Annotated in this window: 18 protein-coding genes; 7 read left to right on the forward strand and 11 right to left on the reverse strand. The window is 62.9% G+C overall.

From position 1 onward, the window contains the following. Window positions 1-133: 133 nt before the first annotated feature. Entirely contained in the window at window positions 134-775 is a 642-nt protein-coding gene (eda, locus tag CEW89_RS01450; RefSeq protein ID WP_096804637.1) for a bifunctional 4-hydroxy-2-oxoglutarate aldolase/2-dehydro-3-deoxy-phosphogluconate aldolase, read from the reverse strand. 208 nt (window positions 776-983) lie between these two features. Between eda and CEW89_RS01455 the strand changes: the two genes are divergently transcribed. Then, window positions 984-2,096, forward strand: coding sequence for an oxidoreductase (locus tag CEW89_RS01455; RefSeq protein ID WP_096804638.1), 1,113 nt, complete (start codon window positions 984-986; stop codon window positions 2,094-2,096). A gap of 183 nt (window positions 2,097-2,279) precedes the next feature. After that, entirely contained in the window at window positions 2,280-2,735 is a 456-nt protein-coding gene (locus CEW89_RS01460) for a GNAT family N-acetyltransferase (RefSeq protein WP_096804639.1), read from the forward strand. A 17-nt stretch (window positions 2,736-2,752) separates the two neighbouring features. Here the strand turns inward: CEW89_RS01460 and edd are convergent, their stop codons facing one another. Then, window positions 2,753-4,582, reverse strand: coding sequence for a phosphogluconate dehydratase (gene edd, locus CEW89_RS01465; RefSeq protein ID WP_096804640.1), 1,830 nt, complete (start codon window positions 4,580-4,582; stop codon window positions 2,753-2,755). Between the two features lie 282 nt (window positions 4,583-4,864). On the opposite strand from edd, the gene CEW89_RS20635 reads away from it, so the two are divergent. The 4 genes from CEW89_RS20635 (at window position 4,865) to CEW89_RS01480 (ending at window position 7,599) form a co-directional block, all read left to right on the forward strand. After that, window positions 4,865-5,017 (forward strand): RSP_7527 family protein, encoded by a 153-nt coding sequence (locus CEW89_RS20635; RefSeq protein WP_155846034.1) that lies wholly within the window; start codon window positions 4,865-4,867, stop codon window positions 5,015-5,017. A 174-nt stretch (window positions 5,018-5,191) separates the two neighbouring features. Continuing rightward, the gene (locus tag CEW89_RS01470) at window positions 5,192-5,803 is read left to right on the forward strand and encodes a DUF6778 family protein (protein ID WP_096804641.1); all 612 of its coding nucleotides are present in this window, start codon (window positions 5,192-5,194) and stop codon (window positions 5,801-5,803) included. Between the two features lie 42 nt (window positions 5,804-5,845). Then, entirely contained in the window at window positions 5,846-7,063 is a 1,218-nt protein-coding gene (locus tag CEW89_RS01475) for an RSP_2647 family RNA methyltransferase (protein ID WP_096804642.1), read from the forward strand. After that, window positions 7,060-7,599 (forward strand): RSP_2648 family PIN domain-containing protein, encoded by a 540-nt coding sequence (locus CEW89_RS01480; protein WP_096804643.1) that lies wholly within the window; start codon window positions 7,060-7,062, stop codon window positions 7,597-7,599. Before CEW89_RS01475 ends, CEW89_RS01480 begins: the two co-directional genes overlap by 4 nt. A gap of 130 nt (window positions 7,600-7,729) precedes the next feature. Here CEW89_RS01480 and CEW89_RS01485 read toward each other — a convergent pair whose 3' ends face one another. The 9 genes from CEW89_RS01485 to CEW89_RS01525 form a co-directional block, all read right to left on the reverse strand. Further along, window positions 7,730-8,410 carry a M48 family metallopeptidase gene (locus CEW89_RS01485; RefSeq protein ID WP_066701765.1) on the reverse strand — a complete coding sequence of 227 codons (681 nt, stop codon included), beginning with the start codon at window positions 8,408-8,410 and terminating at the stop codon, window positions 7,730-7,732. 89 nt (window positions 8,411-8,499) lie between these two features. After that, window positions 8,500-9,291 (reverse strand): hypothetical protein, encoded by a 792-nt coding sequence (locus tag CEW89_RS01490; RefSeq protein WP_157779722.1) that lies wholly within the window; start codon window positions 9,289-9,291, stop codon window positions 8,500-8,502. Between the two features lie 167 nt (window positions 9,292-9,458). Next, the gene (locus CEW89_RS01495; RefSeq protein WP_096804645.1) at window positions 9,459-10,640 is read right to left on the reverse strand and encodes a vWA domain-containing protein; all 1,182 of its coding nucleotides are present in this window, start codon (window positions 10,638-10,640) and stop codon (window positions 9,459-9,461) included. A gap of 3 nt (window positions 10,641-10,643) precedes the next feature. Further along, window positions 10,644-10,808, reverse strand: coding sequence for an apolipoprotein acyltransferase (locus CEW89_RS01500; protein WP_066701493.1), 165 nt, complete (start codon window positions 10,806-10,808; stop codon window positions 10,644-10,646). 48 nt (window positions 10,809-10,856) lie between these two features. Then, complete coding sequence (locus tag CEW89_RS01505; RefSeq protein ID WP_244906129.1) at window positions 10,857-12,281, reverse strand: DUF2927 domain-containing protein; 1,425 nt, start codon at window positions 12,279-12,281, stop codon at window positions 10,857-10,859. Between the two features lie 97 nt (window positions 12,282-12,378). Further along, window positions 12,379-12,957 carry a TetR/AcrR family transcriptional regulator gene (locus CEW89_RS01510; RefSeq protein WP_096804646.1) on the reverse strand — a complete coding sequence of 193 codons (579 nt, stop codon included), beginning with the start codon at window positions 12,955-12,957 and terminating at the stop codon, window positions 12,379-12,381. After that, window positions 12,957-13,445 (reverse strand): HPP family protein, encoded by a 489-nt coding sequence (locus tag CEW89_RS01515; RefSeq protein ID WP_096804647.1) that lies wholly within the window; start codon window positions 13,443-13,445, stop codon window positions 12,957-12,959. The genes CEW89_RS01510 and CEW89_RS01515 overlap by 1 nt, the downstream gene beginning before the upstream one ends. Before the next feature lie 118 nt (window positions 13,446-13,563). Further along, window positions 13,564-14,004, reverse strand: coding sequence for a GNAT family N-acetyltransferase (locus tag CEW89_RS01520; RefSeq protein WP_096804648.1), 441 nt, complete (start codon window positions 14,002-14,004; stop codon window positions 13,564-13,566). A gap of 239 nt (window positions 14,005-14,243) precedes the next feature. Next, window positions 14,244-15,083, reverse strand: a complete 840-nt coding sequence (locus tag CEW89_RS01525) for an AAA family ATPase (protein WP_066701500.1) — start codon at window positions 15,081-15,083, stop codon at window positions 14,244-14,246. Window positions 15,084-15,267: 184 nt separating this feature from the next. Here CEW89_RS01525 and dksA point away from each other — a divergent pair, with 184 nt between their 5' ends. After that, window positions 15,268-15,690, forward strand: a complete 423-nt coding sequence (gene dksA, locus CEW89_RS01530; RefSeq protein WP_066701768.1) for an RNA polymerase-binding protein DksA — start codon at window positions 15,268-15,270, stop codon at window positions 15,688-15,690. The last annotated feature ends 67 nt before the right edge of the window (window positions 15,691-15,757 follow it).

Raw genomic sequence — 15,757 nt, forward strand, 5'->3', positions numbered from 1 at the left:
GCACTCGCTCCGCGACGCTCTGGTCGCATTGGGAGCAGGAGGCGTCGGGCTATCACCGCGCGGAGCATCGCGTCGAGACGATTGCGCGCGAGCCGTGGCGTCGCATGTCTGCCTGAGCGCAGCGAACGCATGATCAACGGGGCAGGGCGGCGGCTTCGCGGGCCAGCTCCTCGATGGCTTTCCAGTCGCCCTTTTCCACCAGATCCGCGGGCGCAACCCAGCTTCCGCCGACGCAGAGCGTGTTGGACAGGGACAGGTAATCGCGAGCGTTTTTCAGAGAAATGCCCCCGGTGGGGCAGAATTTCATCTGCGGCAGGGGCGCGCCGATGGCCTTGAGCGCAGGTACGCCGCCATTGGCCTCGGCGGGGAAGAATTTCGCAACCGTATAGCCGCGCTCCAGAAGTTTCATCACGTCTGAGGCGGTGGAGGTGCCCGCCAGAAGCGGCATGTCATGTGCTTCGCAGGCGTCCAGAAGCTGGTCGGTGGCGCCGGGCGAGACGCCGAATTTCGCTCCGGCGGCCTTCGCGGCGATCACGTCCTCGGGCGTCAGAAGCGTACCGGCGCCGACCACACCGCCTTCGACCTTAGCCATTTCGCGGATCACGTCGAGCGCTACGGGTGTGCGCAGCGTCACCTCAAGCGCGGGCAGGCCGCCTGCGACCAGCGCTTCGGCCAGCGGGCGGGCATGGGCCACGTCCTTGACGACGAGCACGGGCACGACGGGGGCGAGAGCGCAGACCTCTGCGCATATCTGGCTGGCGTCTTGTGGTGTCATGATCTGTCTCCTGATGCGCATGTGGGAGTCGGTGTGATGCGTTGCGTCAGTGTTAGCGCTAAATCGACCCGGACGAAAGCCTCTGCGACGGCGGCTCATGCGTCAAAGCCTCTTCGCCTGCGCATTTTTGTCAAACCACCCCCGCAGGGCTTGTCCGATGTTTGCGCCACCATAGATTAGCGTAACACGCACACAAAGGAGCGCGAAGATGGACACAAAGATCGACACCTTGTTCCGACCGTTCACCTACAAGGGCCTGAGCCTGAAGAACCGCATCGTCATGGCGCCGATGACCAGGAGCATGACCAAGGGTGGGATTCCCGGGCCGGAAAACGCCGCCTATTACGCCCGGCGCGCGGCCCATGAGGTTGGCCTGATCCTGTCCGAGGGTACGGTGATCGATCGTCCGGCGTCGCGTAACGATCCGGGTATTCCGTTTTTCCACGGCCCTGAGGCCTTGTCGGGCTGGAGCCGGGTGATCGAGGCGGTCCATGCCGCGGGCGGCAAGATGGGGCCGCAGATCTGGCATACCGGCTCGACCCGGGCGGGCGCCTGGGAACCCGAGGCGCCGGTCGAGAGCCCGTCTGGGCTTGTCGGTCCGGACGATCCGCGCGGTGTTGCGATGAGCGAGGCCGATATTGAGGCGACGATTGCCGCTTTTGCGGCCTCGGCCAAGGCGGCGAAAGAGCTGGGCTTTGATGTGGCCGAGCTGCACGGCGCGCATGGTTATCTCATGGACCAGTTCTTCTGGGCGGGCACCAACCTGCGCGATGATCGCTGGGGCGGGGCGACCATCGAAGAGCGTTCGCGCTTTGCCGTTGCAGTGGTTCAGGCGGTGCGCGCCGCCGTGGGGCCGGATTTCCCGATCATCCTGCGTTTGAGCCAGTGGAAACAACAGGACTTCAGCGTCAAACTGGCCGCTGATCCGGAGGAAATGGAGCGCTGGCTCATGCCGCTCGTGGAGGCGGGCGTCGACATTCTGCATTGCTCGCAACGTCGCTTCTGGGAGCCGGAATTCCCGGAGATCGACGGCGAAGAGGGGCTGAACTTTGCCGGTTGGGCCAAGAAGATCACCGGCGTGCCGACGATCTCCGTGGGCTCCGTCGGCCTGTCGGGCGAATTCCTCGCGGCCTTTGGCGGCGAAAGCTCCGCTGTGACGCCGCTGGATCGGCTTGTGAAGCGAATGGACGCGGAAGAGTTCGACCTGATCGCCGTGGGCCGTGCGCTTCTGTCCGATTATGAATGGGCCGAAAAGGTCAAACGCGGTGCGGCGGACAAGCTCAAAGGTTTCGAAGCTTCCGCGCTTGTCGAATTGGTATGACCTTTCAAAGCCTTCCGGAGATGGGGAAGGCTTTTCAAACGCACAGAGATGTGCGACATTGGAACCCTCGGAACAAGGAGCCTCATGCGCAGAAAATCAGCACCGCCACCCATGGCATGACGCGCGACCCAATCGGTTCGCATGATTTTCTATGCGCATTTGCGCTTTTTCTGAGGGTTTATCATGACCATTACACATCTGACACTCCGCCGCTTCGAGGCAGGAGATACCATGGTTCTGTCCCATATCTGGCGCGCGGCGTCGGAGCGGGCGCATCCGTTTTTCAGCCAAGAGCAACTCGATCAGCAACAAGCCTTGGTGGAGCAAGTCTACCTGCCCAAGGCCGAAACCTGGGTTGCGCTGCGCGGCGCAGTGCCGCTTGGTTTCATCGGGCTGTTGCCCGACGCAGAGGTGGCCATTATCGGCGGGCTGTTCGTCGCGCCGGAAGCACAGGGGCAGGGCATCGGGCGGATGCTTGTCGACCATGCTCGCAGGCTTAAACATCGTCTGAGCCTTGAAGTTTACGAGACCAACGCTTCGGCACGCGACTTTTACGCCCGGCTCGGCTTTCGCCAGACCGGGCGGCGTGAGGTGGATGACAATGGGTTGCCGTACCCGCTGTTGAAACTCGTGCTGTAACGCGGGATGGCGTGCGCTCAGAACAGGGAGCACGCCCCTTCGGTGGCCGGTCCGGCATTCTGGCGGAAGGTTTCGAACAGTTCGCGTCCCATGCCGACGGTGTTTGCGGAGAGATCGACGGTCACCGCCGTGCGTGCCTCGAAACCGTCTTCCAGTACGTCGAGCGTGCCACTTGCGCCATCGACGCGGACCAGATCGCCGTCTTTGAGTTTCGCAATCGGACCGCCCGTGGCGGCTTCCGGTGAGACGTGAATACAGGCGGGCACCTTGCCGGACGCACCGGACATCCGCCCGTCGGTGACCAGCGCCACTTTGAGGCCCCGATCCTGCAACACCGCGAGCGTCGGCGTCAGAGAATGCAGCTCCGGCATGCCATTGGCACGCGGTCCCTGAAAACGGACGACGACCACGGTATCCTCGGTGAATTCCCCGGCCTGAAACGCCTTTTTGACGTCATGCTGATCTTGGAACACGCGGGCTTTCGCCTCCACCACATGGTGTTCGGGCTTCACGGCGGAGACTTTCATCACGCCACGCCCGAGATTGCCGCGGAGCTCCTTGAGACCGCCGCTTTTCTGGAACGGATCGGAGGCGGGGCGGAGGATCTTGTCGTTGACGCTTTCGCGTTCCGGCTCCTCGAAGCTGAGCACACCGTCACGCAGTTTCGGCTCTTTGGTATAAAGCGACAGGCCCTCTCCGGCGACGGTTTTGACATCCGCATGGAGCAATCCGGCATCGAGCAACTCGCCGATCAGATAGGACAGACCGCCCGCGGCGTGGAAATGGTTCACATCGGCAAGCCCGTTGGGATAGACCTTCGCCAGAAGCGGCACCACATCGGAAATCTCTGAGAAGTCTTCCAGATCAAGGATGATCCCGGCGGCGCGGGCCATGGCAGGCAGGTGCAACACGAGGTTCGTCGATCCGCCCGTCGCCATCAGCCCGACAATGCCGTTCACGAAGGCTTTTTCATCGAGAATGGCGCCTACGGGCGTGTATTCATTGCCAAAGGCGGTGATCTGTAGCGCACGTTTGGCGGCCTCGCGGGTCAGGGCGTCGCGCAGAGCGGTGCCGGGATTGACGAAAGAGGCGCCCGGAAGGTGCAAACCCATGACCTCCATCAGCATCTGGTTCGAGTTCGCGGTGCCGTAGAAGGTGCAGGTGCCCTGACCGTGATAGGCCTTCATCTCGCTGTCCATCAACTCGCGGCGGGTGATCTCGCCGGTGGCGAATTTCTGGCGGGCCCTGGATTTTTCGTCATTCGAGATGCCTGTGGTCATCGGGCCAGCGGGCACAAAGACGGTGGGCACATGGCCAAACGCGGCGGCGGCCATGATCAGGCCGGGGACGATCTTGTCGCAGATGCCCATATAGAGCGCCGCGTCATAGCAATTGTGCGACATGGCGATAGAGGCCGAGAGCGCGATCGTGTCGCGGGAAAACAGCGACAGTTCCATGCCGGTCTGACCTTGCGTGACCCCGTCGCACATCGCCGGAACCCCGCCCGCGACCTGTGCCGTGGCGCCGTTCTGATGCGCGACCTCGCGGATGATGTCGGGATAATGCTCATAGGGCTTATGCGCCGACAGCATGTCGTTGTAGGCGGTGACGATGCCGATGTTGGGGGCGCGACCGTCCGCGAGCGTGGCCTGATCGTCCCCCATGGCGGCATAGGCATGGGCCTGATTGCCGCAGGAAAGATGCGCCCGCGCTGGACCTTGCTCTGCCGCTTCCGCGATCCGGGCGAGGTAGGTCTCGCGGGTCGGGCGGGAGCGCTCGATGATGCGTTGGGTGACGTTTGCGATCTCAGGCGCGATTACGGTGGCGATCCGGGCGTTCGGGGACATGACGGGCCTTTTGCTGGTCTGGCCAAATGGGCACATGGGACGGTCTGAAATTCGTTAGCGCTAACCTAACCCCCTCGACAGGGAATGTCCATTGTGGCGTGGCGGCTGTTGCCGCCTATGCTGCACATGCAAGGGGGTTGCTGCAAGCGCATAACGGCTCTTCGCAATTGGCACTCGTCTGCGTCAGTGGTTTTGACCTATAAATCAGCCATCGGGAGGATCAACACAATCGCGCCAATGTCGGCACAGACCGGCGGGCCAACACTTGAATAGGTGATCCTGATGACCACACGTACCGTCGTTCAATTTTCCCATCTTGCCGTCGAAGCCGAAGCCCGCAAACTGCGTGCTCAAGCCATGCGTTCGATGATCAGTGCGACCGGCAAATGGCTTCGTGGCCGGCTGCATGGCGGACGCGCCGCCGAACTGGCCTGATCAAACTTGCCTCGCGGGGCCAGACCGGACCCGAGCCAAGCACAACAGGCGAAACGCCACTGCCCACGCACCACACCGCTTTGAAAATCCCGGAAATGCTCCGGGATTTTCGCATTTTGGCCTCATTCTCCCGGCACGTTAACCAAGAAATTGGGGAGACCCCCGGAGGCCGTCATGAAACAGACATTCAAAATCGCAGCAGCCCTGATGCTTGCCGTCGCCACCAGCGCCTGCACCATGGAAACCACGTCCCGGGCGGTGCCGTTCGAGCTGCCGCTGGGGGCGGGAGGCGCAGAGGCCGTGATGATTGCTCCGGATTTCCGTGTCGCAAAGATCAACGTGAGCGTGCCGGACACGCTGACCGTGTCCGAGGAGAACGGCATTAAGCCGCGCGCCGATATCGTCTGGCGCGAGGACCCGTTCGGCAATCGCTACGAACAGGTCAAATCGGTGATGGAAGCGGGGCTGAACGCAGGTGCTCAGGCGCTCGATGGCGTGCGCGCGGTGGTGCTTGACGTGCAACTGGTCCGCTTTCATGCCCAGACGCAGAAAGTGCGCTATTCCTCGCTGCCGTCCAAACATGAGATCGAATTCCTGCTGACCGTGCGTGACGCCAACACCGGCGCGGTCATCGTGCCCTCGCATATGGTCAACGCGACGTTGAACGCGCTCGGGGGGAATGCCGCCGTGGCCGCCGACCGTGCGGGGATCACTCAGCGGATGCGGATCGGCGAACATCTTGCAGGCGTGATCTATGGCGAGCTGACCAAGCCGATCGCACTCTGATCCCTCTTCCTTGCAGATCGAAACAGCGCTAAGAGGGCTCTCATGACAGAGCCCTCTTATTCACTTCCGACCATCCGCCTCAAACCCAAATCCAACGCCCGCGCGATCCGCCACGGCGCACCTTGGGTCTATGATAACGAGCTGGTCACCGACCGGCGCACCAAAGCGATTGCGCCCGGCACAATCGCCCGTCTCGAAGATGCGGAGCAGAATTTTCTGGCCCTCGTGGCGGTCAATCCGAATTCGCGCATCTTTGCCCGCGTGCTCGACCGCGACGAGGCGGGGGTGATCGACGCGGCGTGGTTCCGCGCCAAGCTCGCGACTGCTCTGGCGCATCGCGAGACCCTGTTCGAAGCGCCGTTTTACCGGCTGGTTCATGCCGAGGCCGATGGTCTTCCGGGCGTGGTGATCGACCGTTTCGGCGATACCTGCGTGGTGCAGCCCAACGCCGCATGGGCCGATGTTTTGATCGAACCGCTGACCGAGGCGCTGCGCGACGTGACCGGGGTCACGACCGTGGTGATGAACGGCACGGGCCGGGCGCGCGGTCTCGAAGGGCTTGAAGAGAAAACGGAAATTCTCTCTGGCAAGGTCGACGAACCGATCCCTGTGCCGATGAATGGCGCGACCTATATGGCCGATCTCATGGGCGGGCAGAAAACCGGCCTGTTCTACGATCAGCGTCCGAACCATGCCTTTGCCCAGCGTCTGGTCGCGGGCAAAAAGGTTTTGGATGTGTTCTCCCATGTCGGTGGGTTTGCGCTGGCCTCTCTCGCAGGTGGTGCGGCCTCGGCGCTGTCGGTCGACAGCTCGGCCGCAGCCCTCGATCTCGCTGAAAAAGGCGCAGACGCGATGGGGAAATCGGCCGTGTTTTCAACGCGCAAAGGCGATGCTTTCGATGTCATGGCGGCTTTGGCGGAAGAGGATGAGACATTCGACGTGGTGATCTGCGATCCGCCCGCGTTTGCGCCGTCGAAACCCGCGCTGGAAAAAGGTCTGCGCGCCTATGAACGTGTCGCCCGCATGGCCGCGCCGCTGGTGCGGGAGGGCGGGTATTTGGGGCTTTGCTCTTGTTCGCATGCGGCGGATTTGGAGAAGTTTCGCACCGCCTGTAACCGTGGGATCGGGCGCGGTGTCGGGCATCTTGGACGCTCGGCGCAGCTCATTCATACGGGGTTTGCCGGTGCCGATCATCCGCTGATGCCGCAGCTCGCGGAGAGCGGTTATTTGAAGGCGCTGTTCTACCGGATCCTGCCGTGAAAGTGCTTCTCGACGCCTGTGTGCTCTACCCGACAGTGATGCGGGAGGTGCTTCTGGGCGTCGCGAAACGCGGGCTTTACACGCCTTTGTGGTCGGCGCGCATTCTCGAGGAATGGGCGCGGGCCGCGCGCAAAATCGGCCCTCAGGGCGAGGCGCAGGCGCGCGGCGAAGTGGCGCTCGTGCGAGCGGGGTTTCCGAAGGCGGAAGTCAAGGAACACAAAGGCTTAGAAGCGCGTCTTTATCTGACGGACGAGAACGATATTCACGTTCTGGCCGCCGCGATTGCGGGCGGCGCGGAGGCGATCGTGACCGTGAATGCGCAGGATTTTCCGCGTCATATTCTGGCCGAGGAAGGGCTTGAGCGCTGGGACCCGGACGGGTTTCTCTGGCGGCTCTGGTCGGATCGTCCCGAGGCTGTGGCGGCGGCGGTCGAAGAGGTGCGGGCGGAGGCCGAACGGCTTTCGGGCGAGGCCTGGGACGTGCGGCGGCTTTTGAAAAAGGCGCATCTGCCCCGGCTGGGCAAGGCGCTTGGCTGATCCGTTTTTGAGTATTTTTGCCATCGGAAAACAGAAGGCGGTTTCGCTCTGAAACGGCTGATTTTGGCTGTCGGATTTGTGTCGGACTTTTGTCGGACATCCGTCGGGCACGGCGTGGACGTTCAGGCGATCACGACCATTTCGCCTCATTGGCCTCGATGGCTTTGATCCGCTCTTCGGTCTTCGGGTGGCTCATCAGCCAGGCGGGCATCGAGGCGCCATGGGCGCCGGTGAGATGCGGCAGTTTTTCGAAGAGCGATTTCTGCGGGCCGGTGCCGATCCCGGCCTTGATCAAAAGTGCTGTGGCGTAGGCGTCGGCCTCGTATTCATCGGAGCGCGACAGCTTGGCGGCGAGCATCTGGGTCAGCCAGCCCGCAATATAGACGCCGAGGCCGGGAAGGATGCGCGAGAGCAGCATGGCCAGCGCCGTGCGCAGCGCATTCTGACCGGAGAAGTCGATCATCCTGCGTTTCGAATGGCCAAGGGCGACATGGCCCAATTCATGCGCGATGACGGAGGCCATTTCGGTGTCGGTGATCTGGCCCTGACGGAATTTGTCGTAAAAGCCGCGGGTGATGTAGACCTTGCCATCGGGGGCGGCGAGGCCGTTGACCGGCTCGATCTCGTAGAGAAACACCCGCACGCGGGGCAGATCGAGCGCGCGGGCGAGTTGACCGAAGGCGCGGGCCAGCGCCGGGTCCGCGAGTTCGGAGGAGCGCGCCTCCAATTCCCGCAGGGTGCGCCAGACGGACATGCGGTACATGGCAATGCCCCAGATCAGGGCGAGGAGGAGCGGCGTGAATTTCAACATGACCGGAATATGGGGGCGACCGGGGCGGAGGGAAACCCCGCCCGGTCGCATTTTTCCGATCCCTGTGGTGCGCCTCTGTGCGGTGTCGCCTATCGTTCGAGCGACCGGACCGTGTGCCGTGCCAGCAGTCCGGTGAGCGGCCGCACCGGAGCGAAGGTTTCTTCGTACAGAGGGCGGATCGCTTGTCTGTTGCCGCCGGGGCGCCAGGTCAAAAGCGCGCTGACCCCGAAGCTGTCGTCGTTGCCCTCCGTGTCGGTGACGAAACTGTAACTGGCGCTCAGTGTCAGGTCGACGGGGGCCGTGGCAAAGGACCATGTGGCGCCGAGTGCGGCGGTCAGATCGCGGGAGGCCAGATCGCTTTCCTCCAGATCGTAACCCGAGAGCGAGGCGGAGAGGGCGAGATGCTCGCCGATGCCGGTTTTCACGCCAATGTCGCCGAAGATGAAATCGCGGTTGTCCGGCTGATAGAGGCCGATCCCGGCACGCATCGACAGGAGGGTCTGGTCCTCAATGGCCCAAAGACCTTCGATGCCGAGCGTGCCGATAGAGGCCGCTTCCTGATTGATGTCGGTATAGGCCGCGAAGAGACCGTATTTCGCATCGGCATTGGGCCGCATGTAGAGATGGCTCGCGAGCGTGCCTTGCCAATGATCGGGAAACGAGGTGGTGCTCAGATCCAGTTGCAGTCCGTGATAGCGCGAAATGGCATAATCGAGCGTGCCATCCGCCGTGGCGATCGACGTGTCGTTCAGGGAGATGTAGCCGATGCTGCTGTTGGCTCCGAGAAATCCGAGGCCGCTGTCTGCCGTGGCGGCAAGCGGAGCAACTGTGGTCGCGAGCGCTGTCGCCAACCCCAGAGAGAGATGTGATAGCCGTGTCATGTCTTCACCCATATGCGGGGACGGACCGCTCCGGTCCTGATGTCTCCGCCTTTTGCAAGCTGCCCCCCAGCCCGATTTCAGACACAATTATGACACGTTTTGGCGCGTTAAGATATTCTTAAGTAAACAGATGGTTAACGGCGTTAGTTGATGTCTTTCCTGAGCCGTTACGTCAGCATTTTCATGCCGCGGTCCAGTCCCTCGAGTGTCATCGGCACCATGCGGTCCTCGAATATCTCGCGGATCATGGCGATGGATTGCGTGTAGGGCCAATGGGTCTCCGGCACAGGGTTGAGCCAGAGGTGATCGGGCCATGTGGCCCGCGCGCGGGCCAACCATGTGGCCCCGGATTCCTCGTTCCAGTGCTCGTTGGCGCCGCCGGGGATGGCAATCTCATAAGGCGACATCGAGGCATCGCCGACAAAGATCACCTTGTAATCCTTGCCATAGGTGTTCATCACCTCGCGGGTGGGAATTTTCTCGCCCCAGCGGCGGCGGTTGTCGCGCCACACCCCCTCATAGAGGCAGTTGTGGAAATAGTAATATTCGAGGTGCTTGAACTCGCTGCGGGCGGCGGAGAACAGTTCTTCGACCACCTTGATGTGATCGTCCATCGAGCCGCCGACGTCGAAGAACATCAGGACTTTGACGGCATTGTGCCGTTCGGGGCGGGTCTGGACATCGAGATAGCCATGCTCGGCGGTGGCGCGGATGGTGCCGTCGAGGTCGAGCTCCTCATGCGCGCCAGAGCGCGCCCATTTGCGCAGGCGTTTCATCGCGAGTTTGATGTTGCGCGTGCCGATCTCGACCGTGTCGTCGAGGTTCTTGAACTCGCGCTTGTCCCAGACTTTGACGGCGCGGCGATGGCGCGACTCGTGCTGGCCGACGCGGACGCCTTCGGGGTTGTAGCCATAGGCGCCAAAGGGCGAGGTGCCCCCGGTTCCGATCCATTTGTTGCCGCCCTGATGACGGCCTTTCTGTTCTTCGAGCCGCTGTTTGAGCGTCTCCATCAGCTTGTCGAACCCGCCCAGAGCCTCGATCTCGGCCATTTCCTCGGGGGTGAGATGTTTCTCCATCTCCTTGCGCAGCCAGTCTTCGGGCAGGTCGAGCGCGTTCAGTACGTCGTCTGAGGAGATGCTTTCAAGGCCTTGAAAGGTCATGGAAAAGGCGCGGTCGAAACGGTCGAGGTGGCGCTCGTCCTTGACCATGGTGGTGCGGGCGAGGAAGTAAAACTCTTCGATGTCGTAGAGCGCGAGGCCGCGGTCCATGGCCTCCAGAAAGGCGAGGAATTCGCGCAAGGAGACCGGGACGCCTTCGGAGCGCAGGATGTCGAAGAAACGCAGGAACATGGCTCAGACCAAACGGTCGAGAAGGACGCCCGCAAAGAGGCCGACGACACCGAAGATCAGCGCGTAGACCACCATGTATTGCAACTTGTCGGCGCGGTTGCCGCCGCGTGTGTGGGCCAGTCGCCAGCCCCAAAGCCCGCCCATCACGGTCAGAATGATCCCGATCATCTCTCGCTCCCCTTGGAGGCGTGGGGACGGCGTGCCTCTTGTCGCGACCTAGCGTGCCAGGGCGGCGATTTCGGCGGCGCGGGCCCGAACCTCGTCATCCGAACCGAATCCATAGCGCGCCCAGCCGAGGCTGTCGAGCCGCACGCTGCGGGCGTCCTGTGTCCGGCCGAGTTTTTCGAGCGCTTCGGATTCGGTCAGCATGAGCGAGGCCAGAAGGGCGGCGTTCTCGGCGTCGCGGGCGGCGTCAATGGCGCCAGCGGAGAGTTCATAGGCGGCCTGATAGCGGTGCTCGGAGAGGGCAAGAGCGGCACGCTGCATGGCGACATGGGCGGCGTGGAACCGGGTCTCGGGGCGCGCGGCATAGATGCGATAGGCCTCGTCGAGGGCGAGATGGGCCTGTGCACGGTCGCTGGAGACGGCGAGGCGGCCCATGAGGAACCACGAGAAGCCTGCGCGGCTGTCGGACCAGCCCTCGTTGCGGGCGATGGCGACGGCCAGTTCGGCGGCGCGGCGGCGTTGCGGCAGCGGGGCGTCGCCCATGGCGGTGAGCACGGCCTGGGTCCAGGCGGGGGGGGGCGGTTGCACGGGAACGGTGGCGCGACCTGCGCCTGCCGGATGGATTCGGGCAAGAATGCCGGGCAGGGCGGCGGCGACCTGATCGCGGGTCATGCCGGAGCGCAGCTCGGGGGCATATGTGGCGCGCAGGATGAGCATGTCGAAGGGGGTGAGGACGGAATGGATATTGTCGTCGTTGAACACCGAATCCGGCAGGCGGTAGAGATCGTTGAGCGGGCCGAGGGCCTGAGCCAGTTCCTCGTGCAGACAGTCGCGGATTTCCTGCGGCGGCACGTTTTCGGGGATGAAGACGGCGAGGCGTTCGCGGCGCTCGACCTGGGTCCAGCTCAGGTTGGCGCGGCGGGCGTGGCGGAATTCCTGCCAGCTCGACACGTTGGGCACGACGATGCAGGCGGTGTTGGGAGCGCGGCGCGACAGCTCGTCCTGGGTCAGGGTCTCGATGGTGATCGAGGCGGGCTGATTGGCGGGGACGCGGGTGATTTCGATCCCGGCCTCAGAGCGGAAGCGGTCCATCAGGCGCGAGAGGTCGTAGCCGAGCGAGGCGGGGATGCGTTCGCCAGTGATGCGCAGCGTGATCGGGCCCTCGAACCGGGTGAACCGCTCAAGGGTCGCGCCGGTTTCAAGCGCGAAGCTCAGGTCGAGGAAATCGCGGGCGATGGAGGCGTTGGAACGTGTGGTGGTCTGCGTCGGTGCGGGCGAAAAGATTTTCATCGGCGGCAGATCGAGGGCGGCGGGGGCGGCGCGGGCGGTGTCCGGGGTTTTCGGCGCCGTGGTCATGCATCCGGCCAGAAGCACTGTGCCCGCGAGGAGGCGGAGGAGCGGACCTGTTTTGAGGCCGTTTTCGATGCTGTTTTTGATTCCGGTGGCGGTGCGTTTGTGCATGTCGGGGTGCGTCATGACGCGTCTTTCAGTCTGAGCCCAAGGCCTCGGTTTTAACGAGGCAACTGTGGCGATTTTAGGGCAAACCGGGGAGAATGCCAGAGGGGACAGTGCGTTAAATCCGAGGCTCCGGTTCGACCGGAAGGCCCAGATGCGAGACGGAGGCGGTCACGGCGGTCAGAAAGGCGGTGTCGTCGCCGGTGGCCCGGGCGAGCACGATGCCGCCCTGAACAGCGGCCAGAATCTGGATGGCTTGCGCCCGGGCGTCGGCGCTTGGGCGTCCGTCGCGTTCGAGGCAAAACTGAAGGCTTTCGCGCCAGCGGGTGAAATACGGGCCGATGCGCCGGGCAAAGCGGTCGCGCAGGTCGTCGAGGGCGAAGGCCCCGACAAGGCAAATGCGCTGGCCGGATTTGAAATAGATGTCCAGCGCGTCGATCATGTCCGGCAGGGCAATGGCGGCGGGCTTTTGCGTCAGCGGCGTGAAGATATGCGTTTCGAACCAGAGAGCGATGTCGGCAAGGACGGCATCGGCCATCTCGTCTTTGCCGCCGGGAAAGAAATGGTAGAGGCTGCTGCGTCCCGCGCCGGTTTCCTTGGCGATGATGCCGATGCTGGCTCCCTCGAAGCCGTGACGCCGGAATATTTCGGCGAGGACGGGGATCAGGTCGGAGCGTTCGAGAACGGTGCGGGCCATCAGGGGATCCTATTCGGGTAGGCGGTGCCGTTGAGGCGATGGAAGGTCATGGCGACCAGAACGAGGATTACGGAGCCTGCGAGGACCGGAGCGAAAAGAAAACCGATGCCGGGATCGGCAGCGAAGACCACCAAAGGGTCGGCACCGGCGGGCGGATGGGTCACACGCAGCGCGACCATGAGAGCCGTTGCGCAGCCCACGGCAAGGGCGACACTCCACCAGCTTGAAGCCCAAAACGCATGGAAGGCAAGGCCTGTCAGGGTGGCCACGAGATGCCCGGCGATGACGTTGAGCGGTTGCGAGAGCGGGGCCGAGGGGGCTGCGAAGAGCAGCACACAGCTTGCGCCGAAGGGGGCGACGAGGAGGGCGAAGGGCACATTCTGGGCCAGAAGCGCAAGGATGGCGATGGCGATGAAGCTGCCAAGGCCTGCAAGGAAGACGTTTCTGAGATTTGAGCGGGGCAGGCTTGGGCTCAGGAGTTTGATCATGGCGAATCCTGTAATGAACGATACATTATGTAATGATCGTTACATTTCGCGCATGGTGGGTGTCAACGGAGAATTTTCAGGCTCAGAGGCTGGGCTCGGAGATTGTGCTCTCGGGTGTTTACCGTGTGTATTTGATAAACGGCGTCAGCTTGCCGATGCGGTCGTAGAGCTGGCGCGCGGTGGTGTTGCCGGTCTGTGTGGTCCAGTAGACCGTCGGCGTGCCGTTGTCGTCGGCGACGCGGTAGACGCCTTCGATCAGGGCGCGACCGGCGCCGGTGCCGCGGGCGGCTTCGGTGACGAAGAGGTCTTGCAGGTAGCAGACATCCTCGACGCGCCAGTTGTGGGCATGGAAAATGTAATGCACGAGGCCGACCAGCGTGCCGTCTAGATCTGCCACAAGCGCACCGCGTTCGGTGTGCGCCGGATCGGTCAGGCGGGCGAAGGTGGTGTCGTAGATCTCTTGCGAAAGCGCGGTTTCGTAAAAGGTGAGATAGCCGCGCCAGAGCGGCTCCCATTGAGCGCGATCGTCTGGGATCAGGGGGCGGATGGTGAGGGGCATGGCACGCTCTTGCTTGTGGGAGGGACAGTCTTTGCATCCCGCAGGTGCAGCGAAAATTCAAGCGTTTCCCCGCCCTGTTGTCGCCGCAGATTACAGGTCGGGGACATCGCATTTCCGCACATAAAGGTCCGAGATCGGGCGTAGGCAGGTCAGGCCGCTAGGGCGAAGAGAAAACGGCGCATGGTCGGTCCTTTCGGGGGGACTGTGCCCCTGTGTGGCAGGCGGAGATGATCATGCGCTCAGCGACGCCCCCTTGCGAGAAAGGCGAGGCGTTCGAAAAGCGCGACATCCTGTTCGTTCTTCAACAGCGCGCCGTGGAGTTTCGGCAGGCTGCTGGCGCCGTCGCGGGCGAGGTCTTCGGGCGAGAGGTCCTCGGCGAGCAAAAGCTTGAGCCAATCCAGAACCTCGGAGGTCGAGGGTTTCTTCTTGAGCCCCTGCGTGTCGCGGATCTCATAGAATTGCGTGAGCGCGGTGGAGAGCAGCCGGTCCTTGATGCCGGGGAAGTGTACCTCGACGATCTGCTTCATCGTCTCCATGTCCGGGAAGCGGATGTAATGGAAGAAACAGCGGCGCAGGAAGGCATCGGGCAGTTCCTTTTCGTTGTTCGAGGTGATGATGACCACCGGGCGCTGGCGGGCGGAGACGGTTTCGCCGGTCTCGTAGACGTGGAACGCCATCTTGTCGAGCTCCTGCAACAGATCGTTGGGAAACTCGATGTCGGCCTTGTCGATCTCGTCGATCAGGAGAACCACCTTGCGGTCGGCCTCGAAGGCCTGCCAGAGCTTGCCCTTCTTGATGTAGTGGCGGACGTCCTCGACGCGCGGGTCGCCCAACTGGCTGTCGCGCAGCCGCGAGACGGCGTCGTATTCGTAGAGCCCCTGCTGGGCGCGGGTGGTGGATTTGATGTTCCACTCGATCATGTCGAGACCCAGCGAGGCGGCGACCTGACGGGCCAGCTCGGTCTTGCCGGTGCCCGGTTCGCCTTTCACCAGCAAGGGACGTTCGAGTGCGATGGCCGCGTTGACGGCGACGGTGAGGTCTGCGGGTGCGACGTAACTGTCGGTTGAGGAAAATTTCATAGGGTTTCGGGCCTTGAAGGACAGGGATTGTGCGGGATCATAACGGCCGGGGGGAAAGGTGCAACATCAGGGATATTGTGACGTGACATCCCGGGTCAAACGCGCTAAACGGGCCGCAATTGGAGGGCGCCTTATGGCTGATAACATCGAAAACGCGGCCGAAGGCACGACAGAGGTGAGCACTATGAAGGCTGAGGCTTTTTTGCCCGATGACTACCGTCCTGCCGAGGACGAACCTTTCATGAATGAGCGTCAGCTCGAATATTTCCGCCGCAAACTTCTGATGTGGAAGGCCGAGCTTCTCGATGAGAGCCGCCACACGATCGAAGGCCTGCAGGACAGCACCCGCAACATCCCCGACATCACCGACCGCGCCTCCGAGGAAACCGACCGGGCGCTGGAACTGCGCACGCGGGACCGTCAGCGCAAGCTGGTGGCCAAGATCGACGCGGCGCTGCGCCGGATCGACGAGGGCGAATACGGCTATTGCGAAGTGACCGGCGAGCCGATCTCTTTGAAACGCCTCGACGCGCGCCCGATCGCGACGATGACGCTGGAGGCGCAGGAGCGCCACGAGCGCCGTGAGAAAGTGCACAGGGACGACTGAGCGCTTATGCGCTCGGGGGACGATTGAGCGCCTAAGCCTCGCGGCATTTTGGCCCGATGATCTCGGC

Origin of the sequence: Celeribacter ethanolicus (assembly GCF_002407265.1) — a bacterium.
In the GTDB taxonomy this organism is placed as follows: domain Bacteria; phylum Pseudomonadota; class Alphaproteobacteria; order Rhodobacterales; family Rhodobacteraceae; genus Celeribacter; species Celeribacter ethanolicus.